Here is a 14,246-nt window from a genome sequence, read left to right on the forward strand (position 1 = left end):
GGGCGGCCCCGGTGCTTGGCAGTGCTGCCCCACACCGGTTCCCAGATCACGGTGCCGTCCTCCAGGGAACCGGCCCGGGCAAAATAGTAGGTCTCGTCATTGAAATGCACCGATACGCTGACGGAGTGCCCTTCCAGGGGCATTTTCAGGCGGCATTCAATGAATATATAGTAGTCATCGGGGATCTGCAGTATGCCGTCAGCGCTGCCGGAATAACTCACCGGTTCCCCGTCTCTGAGCAGGGAGAAGCAGGCAACATCTTCTCCTGTCAGCACCTCCCGGCTGTACAGAGAGCGCGGCGCCACATAAATATCAGCATCAATCATAGGGTTTCACGAAAAATTATCTGTTTTAACTCGTTATCATCTGTCATAAGCCGGCCTTGCCGCCGGCGGACAGCTCATTACCCCAGGAACTGATAGCTGTTCATGTGATCATTGCCCACGGCAATCATGTCCTCCAGAAGATGCTGGGAATCAGTCAGGCTGTTGGCCTCGAACACCCGGCCCAGATTTTCCAGCCGCTTCAGAAAGCCTTCGCCCATGCCGGCGATCATCGGGAGCACAAACTGCTTCACGGCATAATCCATGGCCCGGTACGGCTCCATCATATCCTTGGCCACAGACAGGAAGTTCAGGATCTGCTGGTGCTTGCGGTAGGAAATCACCACCCGCTGTCCCAGCTCATGATTGGGATCGTACAGGGTCTCTTCAATGCTGTTTAAAGCCTGATAAAACAGATTGTCAACCACGGAGGACGGCCGGAACAGAGTCAGCCAGTTCTCAGCGCTGTAGGTCTTCATGGGCTCCAGGGAAACGGAGGTCTTTCTCAGATCCGCGCCCTGACTGGGCTTTTCATCAAAAAGAATCACCGCCGAACGATCCAGCATGCGGGGAGACATGATATTAACGGTGTCATCGCTGTTTACCGTGCCGATAAAGTGGAAGTATTCCGGCACGTTAAGAAAGCTCCGCTCCGGAACGCCGGTAAAGATGCGGCGCTCGGATTCCCCGTCTGCCAGATCCAGGAATGATGAAAAGTAATGCTCCGGGGAGGAAAGATTCATTTCGTCGAGAAGCAGGAAGGCCGGGGTGACCTTAGTGGGATCCCTTTCGCTGTCCAGGGTGGTCATCAGCTCCCAGAGACCGGTGGGTGCCGGCTGAAAGGTGCCGGCCAGAGAATTCCAGTAACCCAGAATATCCCGCTGGGACGTCCAGCCGCGGGCCACGGGAATGGTATGAAGCCGGCTGCCCAGATTCAGGGCCTTGCCCATGCATTTCACAAAGGAGGTTTTGCCGGATCCCGGGAGTCCTGCCAGCACCGTAAACTGATTCTGGGCAATGGTGATCACCATGGAAATGAGCTTTTCCTTGTCGATGGGGCGATCCATGCTCTTGAGACTCCGCAGGAGATCCTCGATGTAACGGTTCCGGCACTTGGAAATGTTGTCCAGATTGAGCTGGGAAACCTCCGGAGAATCAAACTTGAGTCCCTTGCCGGCGGATTTCGGCTGGGAGGTGAAGGCCTTGAGCATGGAGTGCATCTCCAGGTAGCGGGCGTCCAGATCCCGGAGATCCGAGGTGAGGTCGGATTTGATGCTGTCCCGGGTCTTGCTGAGGCTGCCCACTTCCTTTTCCAGGGTTTCGTGCTGCTTTCTGAGTTCCCGGTAACGGGTGCTGAGATTGGCATAATCCTCCGTAGGAGCGGCGGCCTGCTTTTTAAGCTGATTCAGATACTCCGGATCCGAGAGCTTCTCATAATTCTTGTTCAGCTTGGAAAGCTCGGCCTTCTTGGCATTGACCTGGCTTTCCAGCTTTTCCAGCTCGGCCTTCTGCTTTTCGGTATTCTGGTTGATTTCCTTGAGCTTAGACTTGGCATACTGGGCCAGGATGGACTCTATGTGGCCGGAAACATAGTTGCTGATGTATTCGGAAAATGCCTTGTCCTTGGAAAATTCGGAAAACAGCTTCTGCCGCTGGGAATCGTATTCCGCGGCGGAGGCGATAATGTCCAGAGCCCGGAGCGCGCGATCGTGATTATCCTTCAGGTAACGGCTGCCCATAAGGTTGTTCCGGAACAGCGACATGGTCTGGGGCTTGAGACCGGAGAATCCCTGAGACAGGACAGAGAAGCAGAATTTGTCAATGAGCTGCTTCTCGGCAATGACGTCCAGCTTTTCGCCGCTCATCTGCCAGTTTTTCATCTGCACCACATAGCGGCGTTCCCGGCCGCCAAAGCTGAAGGGCACGATATACTCCTCCACGGTGGTGAGATCAATGCGTCTCGTGATGGCATTGCACTCATCCTTGGTCTTGAAAGGGCCGCGATCCGGTACCGAAATGGTAAAGCAGAAGGAATCCAGTCCCTCTCCCTGGGTGATGTTCTTAACTACAAAGGGGCCCACCAGAACCTTTTTGGAGCGAATCTTTTTGACATAGTCCCGGAAGTCGACATCGGTGCTGTCAGGATCCTTTTTCTTCTGAATCTTGTCATACTTGCTCTTTTCCTCGGCCCATCTCCGCTGAGCGGAGCGCACGCTGTCGGCAACCATATCCACGAAGACATCGTTATTCTGATTTTCCTGGTTTAACCGGTGGGCAACCACCTCCCGGAGGCGCTCCTCGTTAAAATCATGCTCAAGCCCCACCTCATCGAGGTAGTCAAGGTAATCATCAAGCCCCTGGTGCACGCGTTCGATAAACTCGCCGACAATGTTCTCCTCCTCATCATCGGAAAGCGCCAAATCACCGGTTTCTGGAGGAAGCGCCATCCCGGCATCGGCATACTTCTGCCAGAGAGACTCCCGGGCCGCGTCCAGGGAAAGGTAGACATGACGGCTGTTATCGTTCATGAAAAAGAAATCGCTGCTGTTGATTTCATAAACGGTGGACTCCAGCATTACCAGTGGGGTTGTAGGTCTGACATCGCTGGTCACCGCAGGTTCGGACATGTCGGGCACCCGGGCCTCGATTATCTCTATGATCTCTCCCGAGGGAATGTCATGAATGTTTTTGCTGTCTACGGTGTATTCACATTGCTTTGTCTTGTCCGGGGATTCTCCCACCGCCATCTCTACCAGCATGCCGCCGTATTTTTTCAGGACATTGTCCGCATCGGAAGTCAGAAACACCTTGGTGTACTGACTGAAGAAATCCGGCCCCATGTTGATCTTCTTGTAGACGCCCAGCTTGGGATTCTTTTCATCGGGAAATCTCTCAAAGCCCACATCCACGTAAGAACATCTGTTGCCGTTGTTGGTGCTGAACAGCTTGTCTTCGATTATGCCAACCACTGTTCTCAGTCCTGAATTGCTCATAGGAAACCTCTCCGAAAGAAAACGATAAATAAAAAGGAAAGCCCGTTGGAAGGGCTTTCAGAAATGCTGTGCAATGATAGCATAATTATCTCTATTAATAGGAGCATCTTCAGTGTCTAATGCTAGAAGCAACACAGTTTTATGCGTTTTAAGGCCGTTAAATGGACTCAGGGATTGCCAGCTATCCTGACAAGAGCTCCTGGGATAGCGGGACAAGGCCTGAAAAATGCAAGGAACCGAAAGGGCGATCTCCGCTGAAAAATCCGGCGCGGCCTGCAAAAAAATCAAAACCGTCCCATCGCGGAAAAGCGCGGCAGATGCCGTCAGACGCAAACGTTTTCAAAAATTGGTAATCATCATTATTGTGACATTTCTCACAATAATGAACATTGATTTTAAAAACCTTATCAACCCTTTTAAATAAAGGATTTGCAGTGATTCCGCCCCTATAATTTGAAGGGGATCAAGGTCATTAATTAAGATTAATGAACCTAGGGCAAATTTGTGATTAATGGCAGGATATTAATAATTTATACAAAAAATTAACCTGACAGAGCCCCGAAAAACCCCTTAATGATCGTTATGGCTTAAGCCTTTATATCATAAGGGCCGCGGGGTTGTTAAAATATTGTTAAAAACGATTTTGTGAACGTTTTCACAGATAACGAAAAAAGATCATGGATAAATTTGCAATAGATCTCAGGATTGGGGAAAATGAGAATGTGTACGAACGGATGCGTACCTGCATGGTAGCACGCAAGAAAAATGACCACTGATTGCGCGCTGAGTGTAAACCATAAATTGGCAAGCAGTAAGAGAAGGAGATACATATGGCTTCCAAATTATATAAATTAAACCTAGACGTACTGGGTAAGCTCATTGAGAGTGAGGCTGCATCACAGAATTTTGTTGAGTCAGTAATTAATGACCTGCCTGAAAGCAAGGCCAATACTTTTTCTGACGTTCAGGTTGGCGATCTTGCGTCTAGCCGCATCGCTGCCGGCGCTGCCGAAGGATACGACAACATCAACGGCGTTGTATTCAACTGCAGAATCGAGGGCAAGCCTGCTGAAGTTATCCTTATCAACGAAGGCGTTTCCTACCTGTCCTTCTGGCATGATATGAGCTTCTTCAGCTACAAGCTCTTCCGTCAGCACGCTCAGGTTAATGACGGCATTCGCCGCTACCTGATTTTCGTTATCACTGACATGGATGTTAAGGCTAACAAGTTCCATTCCATCAGTTACTTTAACGACAAGAACGGTTTCAAGTCTGATTCCTTCCAGATTCACTACATTGTAATCGACAAGCAGACCGGCAACGAGGATTCCATGCTCGAAAACTGGATCCGCGCTCTGGTTGCTGAGGATGAGGCAGACTCGGGAAACGTGTCGAGCATCTCCGAGGCGTACAGGGTAGCCTAGTTGGCTGAGGTTGTTCTTACTTGCTTTCCATAGTGGTCTTATAAGCTCGCAGAAATGCGGGCTTTAAGAGATCCTAGGAAAGCAGGCAAAGAAAGGCCGCCCCGCCCTCACCCGGCAGTCTTGCGAGATGCTTTTTCTGCCCAGTTTTCTCTGTTTTTTCTTCACCTTTCTCCCTTTTCCCTCTCTCTGATCCGCTCCGGTTTCTGACCGTGCCTAAGCACTGCTTTTTGTCTTTACCTCTGAAAGCTCTCCACGCCTTTCGGCGGGACGTTCCCTGTGCCGGAATTTCCAGCTTGCCCTCTGTCCAGAGCCTCAAATTTAACCCCGAAACGCCCTGTTTATCCGCTTATTTCCCCGCCCCTCTCCCCTCCCCTGCCAATTTCCAAAAAACTTTTATGCCATAAGGGCCGGATGCTGTTCTAAGCGCCTCTTCCGGAAGACCATTACGAGACTCGGAATGACCGCAGCAGGATGGCGTCAGGCGGAGCATTTGCGGTTTCTGGAGAGTGATTACCAGTTGGCCCTGGCGGCAATCCATCATCAAAATCAGAAACAGCTGAAGCCCGGGAAAGGTATCTCGCTCCTGGATAATTCCTGCCAGCGCATTCCGGTGTCCTCGTCATCTGCGAGATGCCTCCATCCTGCGGAGAGTTTCCACTTCTTTAGCAGAGTGAGACCATGGGTAATGTTCATACTTCATGGAACATATCCAAGGAGTAAGGTCATGCTTTCAGGAGAAGCTGGTTTGGCGGAAAAGGAGCTCCTCCTCAGGGGCTGAGAAAAGAATCCCGGGGAGATAAGGCTGCCAGCTTCCCTCAAGGTAAGGATACATACAGACAGGCATCATCATGGCAGACTGCCCCTCAGAAAATACGGAAGCCTGCCGCCTTGATTTCCGGAGCTCCCGGAGCTTCATAGAGCCCTCTCAAGCGATTATCGTGTCATCCATGGGTATGGGTACGGGGAGAAGCCTTCTGAAGGGCTTTTTGGGCATCTCTGGTGATTAATGCCTGAGTTCGCTCATAAATACGATTTTGGGGCGTTTTCTAAGTCCTTTTCCGATGCCGGAGCCCGGAAGAAATGTAACGCATGTAATCGAAGCGGGCTTTGGAGTCTTCCGGAAGAGGGAGAGGGATTTAAGTTATGAAAGAAAGCTACATGGCGGAAATTGTCTTGGTCTTGGTCAAAATGTAGTAAACTTTCATAAAGATTAATTTTGCCTATTTTGGGGTTGTTCAGGATGATTAATGAGTAGCGGCTTCTTGGATGTAATTTTATTTCATGCTCATAAACCCTTGTATAACAAGGGTTTGCAGACACCAAAGTCCATTAATCAGGACTCTGCTCTCAGAATAAATCAATTATTTAATCAAATAAATCCTGCTCAAAAATCATGAAGCAGAATACATTTATATAATTTGTCATTTTTCTTTCAGGTTGATTATTCCGGGCATAATTTCATATCCAAACTTTTACTCCTTCTCAGCACGGCATTAATTCTCAGCGGAAATCACCATCTCGAAAATAAATACTGCGACACTGATTCCCGGGATTAATGTAAGCTATTTCTATTAATGCAAAATTCCGAACCTTACCCCTGCAGGAGGGTGTTCAGCCAGGGCAGGGGAGTATGCCGGCTTCTGGTTTTGTAATGTGTAAACATATTGTAATTTACACTGTAAATGTAATTCAGTAATTACAAAAGGCCATTATTACCGGCATTTCGCCCTATTACACTCCCTGGGATTTTACTGTAATTATTACACCCTCTCCCTCCCCATCTGTACTCTGCTATGAGGCTCTTCCAGCCTGCCCTGTTAGCGGAGTATCCAAATTGCTAAGCCCTCCTGAGCCCAATACCGGCCGCCCTCCTGGGTTTATTTCACCTTGGTCTTACCTTCTCTTTGAAGCCTTTGATACTAGCTCTTCCTCCTCTTCAGGGGGGAGAACACAATGAGCCTCTTTATTTTTCTTTTAAAACAAAGAAGCATATTGCCACGCCAGCCGTGCCAAACACACGTCAGAACAGAAGAGAGGGGGCAGGCTTAAACTGATTCCAGGGGAGAGAACGGGAGATGGGCTTAGTACCATTTAACAGCGCGAATAGCCTCGTAAAGCGGCGAAGCCGTGGCATAAGGAAGATGTGTTAAGTGGGAGTTCTAAGGGAGCAGGAAGAGGGAATACGGGCAAAAAAAGCCTCTGCAGGAGAAAACAAACAGCTGCAGAGGACAAAACGACTAGCCTAAGCTATATTGAGAGTTTAAAAACCTGTTATTGAGCTACTTTTCTATTGCTGTTATTAAGACGTCCTGAATGTCTTCTAATGTAGCCTATTGTTGCCACCTTGGTAGGAGACACCTTCACACAAGCGCCGCGGTTCATCTGTACCCCTGGCTTGATGCAAAACTCCCTGCCAATCAGCATACAAAGACAATCGTTGGTCTTCTTATCTACACCAATGACCTGAAAATTCCTGCCGTTTTCGCCTTTGCCGCTGGAGTAACCGGGGTACATAATGACCACTTCCCCGATTTCAGGAGTCTGGGCTTCAGCTTCCGGCACCAAAGATGTAAAGCACTGATCCAAGTTAGCCGTGGGGGTGCCATAACGCCTTAAAGCAGTAGCATTAAGAGCCAGATAGGACTTTTCGTCAGACTTGAAGGAGAAGTCTGCGAGTCGATACATAAAATTGACGTAGTCCTCGATATCCTCTCTGGTAAAGCTGTGCACACCGTGTAAAACTTCCGGTATCAATAAGTCCTTTCCCAAGGGGAGAGCACCCTCCCACATAACACCACTTGCGGTCTTAACAGTTACATACAGACGGTTCTTAGCGTTGTTAAAATGCCAGTACCACTCATTAGGGGAAATAAGCTTATTCATAAACTACAGGATTTCTACAGCAACATCTTTAACATCTTTGTTGTTTACAATTTTAAGTGCTTCTCCGGCATAATTCAAAACGAAAATATAAAACTCAGGTTAAAATCCAATTTACTTCACGATTTTTCAGGATACCGTTTTCAAAGTGAGCGTTTTTTAACCGCTTTTGCAGCATTTTGATTTCATTTTTCCCCAAAACCGCCCTCACATATCAAAACTGTACGCGTTTTTCGGGCTCAGGCATTAATCACCGCCCTTTACCGCCCCCTTTGCCAGAGATCACACTTAGCCTGTGATTATGAAAGTCACCTGTCACTTTTAGAGGCCCCCTTTCAGGTTGTGTTTGAGATATTTTTTCGGGGACTGGCTCTCATCCGGGAAATCAGGCTCTCCCCTTTCCGAGGTTTATCATGTAAACAGCAGCATTCTTTTCATCAATTTCATTTAATTACATACAAAATCTTGTTTTTGACTTTTTGTGATTTTCGGGATTCCGGCCCCCTTTCAGGACTTTTTCACCTCCTCCTGGCGGCGGTTTGCGAGAATGACCTCGGGATCTCCGGATAAAAAATTACAGAATCGCGGGGCTGGTTCTGATCCGATTTTGACGGTGAAGTCCCTGCCGTTTTTTAGCCTTGACTTAATCTCACCGAAAATGAGTGAGCGGATGAGAGCTCTTTTCCGGAACAGAGGATGGCAGCGGATGACGGCAAGGTGGCGGGTGCTCCATCAGTACCCTGCTTTCCACCAGCGAAACTAAGCTCTCAAGCTGAAACCAGTATAGTGGAAATTCAGGTTCCGGTTCTCCGGAAGAACTTAAGGATTATCTCGGGCATTTTTTGCGGAACCGCATTTCCAGACAACACTGCGGCTTCCCCTCACTCTCATACCGCATGCCAGCATTTCTCAAAACCTGCACTCTCCTGAGAAAAAGCACACTGGCGGCATCTCCACATTTGCCCTGTCTCAGACAATGCTATGGAGCACCCCATCTTTTTGGCATACATCAGGTGAGTTTAACAAAAAGATCTTCCGGAGCAGCATCTCGGTACCTGGATAACTGAAGGGAATTAGGATGAACAGAACATAATTGAAAAAGCCGGCAAGAGGTCTTTACCGGCTTCATTAAGGTAACAGGCATGACAGCAAAAAACGGAAACTCGTTCGGGAGATCTCGGTATCTTGCTTATCTTCTTGTGTTGTTCACACCCCAGACAGCTTTTCAGAAAGGATAACCCAGAAGGTGGCGAACTTTAGCAGTTGCTCTTTGGTGACCGTGATGACATCTCTTTCATCTTTTTCAGGGTAAACATCAAATTTCGGAGCCGGAGTCTGGATGCCTCCAACCATTTCCACCGGCTTGAACACCCCCTGCAAAAATCTGCTCAGATTTTCACCTGGCTTGATCTGCTTAGATCCCGCCAGTCTTTTAAATTTCATAGCTGCCAGCGTTGCCGCATCGCCTTCATCCTCAAGATCCATAAGCATCGAAAGAGCCTCCCCAAACCAGGAAACCACGTCAGAAAGCATACGGAACACGCTGTACAGTTTTGCGATACTATCTTTATCTGCCGGCACATTGCGAATAATTTTCGCAGCATCCTCTGATGACATCAGAGTATCCCTGTCCAGAAGACGATCCAGCACAAAGCCTATATTACCGGCGGAGGCTCCTGCTAAATCATTAATCACGGCCTCATAATCATAATCACGAATGGTCGCATCAGATCTGACTAAAACCCTCGGAAAAGTAACGTGGAGACCGTCATCGGTAATGACTCCCTTGTTATCAGGAGATTCATAGATTACTCCGTTCTGATCCCGAAAAAAAAGCTTTCCTGTGATCTCGATTTCATTTTGGTAGCAGTCTGATAACCAAGGCATCTCAAAATCTCCTTTCTTACCCGCAATTGCTCTGTTTTCAGTTTACGGTTGTTTTTTTTTGACCACTAAAACCCGTTTTTTCCGAAAACAATTGTGATCCTCACGGCAAACAGTCCGGAGCCCCCTTTCTCAACTCTCTCCGTAAAACCTACCTTCGCAGATTATCCTCCTTGAGCCCTGCCCCCGGCAGCCAGTCTTGCGGCCGGTACAAAAAAACTCCCGCAACGAATTCCGGATTGTTCGGAGACGCTGCGGGAGTTCCCTGATGGTACTTCGATGTCAGATGTTTTCCACGATATCCTTTATGATCTTCGGGCCCTTGTAGATAAAGGATGTGTAGATCTGAATCAGATCCGCTCCGGCGGCCATCTTTTCCCGGGCTGCCAGCGGGGAATCAATGCCGCCGACTCCGATAATCGGGATCTCGCCCTTAAGCTCCTCGCGAATCTTCTTCAGTTTTTCAGTGCTCTTCTTAAAGAGAGGCTTTCCGCTGAGACCGCCGGCCTCGGTGACATGAGGCATATCCCTGATGATTTCCCGATCCAGGGTGGTATTGGTGGCAATCACGCCATCCACGCCGTACTTCTTGAATATCCCGCATACCTCGGCAATTTCGGCATCATCCAGCTCCGGAGCCAGTTTAACCGCCAGAGGAACATAGCGGCCGAACTTGTTCTTGAGCTCAGCCTGCTTCTTCTTAAGGGCGGAGATCAGGCTTTCCAGAGCCGAGCCATGCTGCAGCGTCCGGAGATTCGGGGTGTTGGGAGATGAAATGTTCACCGTAACATAGGAAGCGCACTGATAAACCTTTTCCAGACAGTACAGGTAGTCATCCTCGGCCTTTTCCAGCGGAGTGGTTTTGTTCTTTCCTATATTAATGCCCAAAACGCCTTCATACCGGCTGGCCCGGACATTGCCCACCAAATTGTCCACGCCGAGATTGTTGAAGCCCATGCGGTTTATAATGCCCTCCGCCGGGATCACCCTGAAAAGACGGGGAGCCGGATTGCCGGGCTGCGGCTTGGGAGTGACGGTGCCGATTTCCACAAAACCGAACCCCAGAGCTCCCAGAGCGTCCAGAGCCACGCCGTCCTTGTCCAGGCCCGCTGCCAGCCCTACCGGATTGGGGAATTCGATCCCCATGACCTTCCGGGGACGGTTTGCCACCGTCTGCCGGATCATGCCGGTCAGGAGAGAATACTGCCCCATAACGTGCATCATCTTCATGGTGACGTTATGGGCCGTTTCGGCATTCAGCTGAAAAAGGCAGGGTCTTACCAGTCCCTCGTACAATCCATAAAACATTTCTGTCTCCCGTTCCTGAATCAAAACCAGATCCTGACGCGCCCGCAAAACCGGCCGCTCCCAACCCGGTATCCGAAATTCAACCGATCTTTTCCATCCGCACCAGTTTGTTGTTACTGTCCAGAACAATCCTGAACCGACCGTGAATCCCCTGTCTCGTAGTGAAATTCATAAAGTGCTGCGCATTGATATCAACACGGAGTCCGTTATCGGTGATCACCATCACCCTCCTGATATCCCCGCGGTACATCGCCAGCACCTCCTCGGCGCTCAGAGATACGCTGAAGGTAAGAATATTATTCGCCATCAGAGATTCCTCAGTGATTTATCGACCAGTTCAAATACGGAATCCGAAAGCTTAGGTTCCTTAAGAATTCTCTCAAAGCGCCCTCTTATCATATCACAGCGTTTGCGATCAAAACGCTTCAGAGCCAGCATCGGAGTAAGAATGCGGGCCGCCACATGGCCGTTGGTCTTATCAAGCCTGAGCACGATCTCCGTCAGAAAATCATAGCCGCTCCCGCCAGAAACATGGAAGCATTCCGGATTACCGGAGGCAAAGGCCCCGATAAGAGCGCGCACCCGGTTCGGATTCTGAATGTCGAAGCAGCGATGCTTCATAAGCTCCCGGACTCTGGCAAGAGTATCCGGTCTGGGAGCCATAGCCACCGCCCGGAACAGATTGTCAAATACCAACGGATTATGAGACCACTTCTCCTCGAAATCCCTGAGAATCTCAGCTTCACAGGAAAGACCATAACGCGCGGCAGCCCTCATAGCTGTCAGTGTGTCTGTCATGTTGTCAGCGATCTGATAGTGATGAAGAACAGCCTGAGAAGCGCCGGCCTCATCTCCGGCCAGAATCAGGGATCTGGCATGGAGATCCAGAAGATACTCGGAAAGAGCCCTTTCGCCCATCTGCTCCGGAGTAACCGCGTAGGAGCCGGGAATCTGCACCCGTTCCTCGTATTCAGTCAGGGATTTCCGGTAGAAACTTGAGATCTCATCCTTAAGCGCTTCTGCCAGCCGATCCCGGAGATGATGGTATACCGCAAACACCGCATCCAGATTCACCACGGTGAAATTCTCGATAATGGAGTTTATCGGCGGCAGCGTCATGATATAAGCGGCCAGTCTCCTGTCCATGTCGCTGTTCAGAATATAACGGCAGGCCTCAATAAGAGCGGCGGGCTCCGTAAAGGGCTGCTTTCTCTCAAAATTCTCCGCATTCCGGAAAAAGTAGTTATTTACCAGACTTTGCACGGCATCGTAGCGGGAAACCGGATCTTTGGCGTGCATAAGAAGAATGCGGAGATCCTCTTCGGTGTAATGATATTCCAGCTTCACCGGAGCGCTGAAATTTTCCAGAAGAGCCGGCACCGGCCGCTCGGGAACATTCTCAAAAACCCAGGTCTGGCATTCCTCAGCGGCGATCTGCACGGCCGGAACCGGCTTGCCGTCTCTCACCAGCGGGATCTCACACCCCTTGCTGTCATAAAGAGACATCTTCACCGGGATCACGAAGGGCTTCTTCTCCGGCTGTCTCGGAGTTGCCGGGGTTTTCTGCTTCACGGTAAGCTCGCAGCGCTGCGTGCTTTCATCATAGCTCATGCTGACCGTAACCACCGGAGTCCCCGCCTGGCTGTACCAGTTCCGGAACTGCCGGAGATCGATGCCGGAAGCGTCCTCCATGGCTGCCACAAAATCCTCGCAGGTTACCGCGCTGCCGTCATGCCTGCTGATATATAGCTTCATGCCCTTCTGAAAATTTTCTTCCCCCAGGATGGTGTGGATCATCCTGATGACCTCAGCTCCCTTGTCATAAACGGTGGCCGAGTAGAAATTGTTCATCTCCATCACATAGTCCGGACGCACCGGATGGGCCATGGGGCCGGAATCCTCGGCAAACTGCGGGCCCCGGATCACCTTGATGGCCTTGAGACGCTCTATGGCCCGGGTGCCCAGGTCGGAGGAAAACTCCTGATCCCGGAATACCGTAAGACCTTCCTTGAGGCTCAGCTGGAACCAGTCTCGCAGGGTTACCCGATCTCCGGTCCAGTTATGAAAATATTCATGCCCGATAACAGAAAGCACGTTTTCATAATCGGTATCCGTGGCGCTGACCGGATCTACCAGCACATACTTGGAGTTAAAGATATTAAGGCTCTTGTTTTCCATGGCGCCGGCATTGAAAAAGTCCACGGAAACCACATTGAATCTGTTAAGGTCGTATTCCAGACCGAATCTTTCCTCGTCCCACTTCATGGCCCGGAGCACGGAATCAATGGCCGTGTCGCCAAAGGCTGCCATCCCCTTGTCAACATAGAGACGCACCGCCACCTGCTTGCCGCTTCTGGTTACAAATTCTCTTTTCAGTTCATCAAAGTCTCCGGCCACCAGAGCAAATAGATAGCTGGGCTTGGGGAAGGGATCCTGCCAGGTTACGGTACGCACGCCATTGGAAACCGTATCGGACACCAGATTGCCGTTACTGAGCATAAAGGGATAAAGTCCGTCCGGAGCCGATATGCGGACGGTGTAACGGGCCAGCACATCGGAGCGATCCAGAAAATAGGTGATTCGCCGGAAGCCCTCGGGTTCATTCTGGGTGCAGAACTTGCCGTCTGAGACATAAAGTCCCATAAGTTCGGTATTGTCAGCCGGAGCGATTTCAGTTACCACCTCCAGCTGAAATTCCTGCTCGGTAACCGGGATAGTCAGAGTTTTCGCAGTCTCGGCAAAGGAAGTCTCCCGGCCGTTTACCCGAACAGAAAGCAGCTTCAGGCTGTCGCCATCCAGCACCAGGGGCTGGGTCATGTCCGGAGTCAGTCTCTTAACCTGGCTCTTCTGAACCACCACAGTCTTTTTCAGATCCAGGCTGAAGCTCAAATCAACATCGGTTATGGTAAACAGGGGAGATTTATAATCAAGACGACGCTTTTCCTGACGGGGTGCAGCCATTTACTTCCAGCTCCTGACAATAAAGATAAAACTGCCGATCCGGACAAGCCCGGGGCAGCCTGAATTTGCAGCCCCTATTATAACCGCCTCAGACAGAATCCGGGATTTTTTCTGAAAGCATTTGCAAGGAATAGAAAGAACCGGCGGCAAAGGAAGCATCGGCCTCATAGAACTATCGGAGAGATAACTTAACAATTTTTAAGTCCCCCGCGGCGGAATTAAGCCCTGGGCTTACGGCATCACAGAAGCTCCTTGCCCCCTCTTGCGTATCCAGCTTCCTGATAAAGAAAGCCCCGCTGAGGCTCAAAACTTGCGAAGGCAGTACCGGCCACAGCGCAGGAACCCGGTTAAGATCAGGGGCTTCCGCTTATTTCCCGCAGTCCTTCCCGAACCTGTTTCCCGCAAAACCCGGGCGCAAAAAAAGAGGAAGACTCCGCATCTTCCCCTTCTCCTGAGCAAGTATCAGACTATTC

The 14,246-nt window shown here is 50.0% G+C and carries 8 protein-coding genes; 1 reads left to right on the top strand and 7 read right to left on the bottom strand.

The window, feature by feature from the left end:
- Positions 1 to 326, bottom strand: a 326-nt coding sequence (locus ACJROR_RS11080) for a hypothetical protein (RefSeq protein ID WP_406547108.1), incomplete at its 3' end; no start/stop codon positions are given.
- A 77-nt stretch (positions 327 to 403) separates the two neighbouring features.
- Positions 404 to 3,316 carry an AAA family ATPase gene (locus tag ACJROR_RS11085; protein WP_406039208.1) on the bottom strand — a complete coding sequence of 971 codons (2,913 nt, stop codon included), beginning with the start codon at positions 3,314 to 3,316 and terminating at the stop codon, positions 404 to 406.
- 830 nt (positions 3,317 to 4,146) lie between these two features.
- On the opposite strand from ACJROR_RS11085, the gene ACJROR_RS11090 reads away from it, so the two are divergent.
- Positions 4,147 to 4,740: a hypothetical protein gene (locus ACJROR_RS11090; RefSeq protein WP_406040011.1), complete on the top strand. Its 594-nt coding sequence runs from the start codon at positions 4,147 to 4,149 to the stop codon at positions 4,738 to 4,740.
- Positions 4,741 to 7,011: 2,271 nt separating this feature from the next.
- Here the strand turns inward: ACJROR_RS11090 and ACJROR_RS11095 are convergent.
- From ACJROR_RS11095 to pepN, 5 genes are all read right to left on the bottom strand, one after another.
- The gene (locus tag ACJROR_RS11095; RefSeq protein WP_406547109.1) at positions 7,012 to 7,623 is read right to left on the bottom strand and encodes a hypothetical protein; all 612 of its coding nucleotides are present in this window, start codon (positions 7,621 to 7,623) and stop codon (positions 7,012 to 7,014) included.
- A 1,203-nt stretch (positions 7,624 to 8,826) separates the two neighbouring features.
- Positions 8,827 to 9,507, bottom strand: a complete 681-nt coding sequence (locus tag ACJROR_RS11100; RefSeq protein WP_406547110.1) for a hypothetical protein — start codon at positions 9,505 to 9,507, stop codon at positions 8,827 to 8,829.
- A gap of 279 nt (positions 9,508 to 9,786) precedes the next feature.
- Complete coding sequence (locus tag ACJROR_RS11105) at positions 9,787 to 10,812, bottom strand: quinone-dependent dihydroorotate dehydrogenase (protein ID WP_406040017.1); 1,026 nt, start codon at positions 10,810 to 10,812, stop codon at positions 9,787 to 9,789.
- 79 nt (positions 10,813 to 10,891) lie between these two features.
- Positions 10,892 to 11,119: a DUF2835 family protein gene (locus tag ACJROR_RS11110; RefSeq protein WP_406040019.1), complete on the bottom strand. Its 228-nt coding sequence runs from the start codon at positions 11,117 to 11,119 to the stop codon at positions 10,892 to 10,894.
- Entirely contained in the window at positions 11,119 to 13,773 is a 2,655-nt protein-coding gene (gene pepN / locus ACJROR_RS11115; RefSeq protein ID WP_406547111.1) for an aminopeptidase N, read from the bottom strand. The genes ACJROR_RS11110 and pepN overlap by 1 nt, the downstream gene beginning before the upstream one ends.
- Positions 13,774 to 14,246: the final 473 nt, after the last annotated feature.

It is taken from the genome of Succinimonas sp. (genome assembly GCF_045225735.1).
Classification (GTDB): domain Bacteria; phylum Pseudomonadota; class Gammaproteobacteria; order Enterobacterales; family Succinivibrionaceae; genus Succinimonas.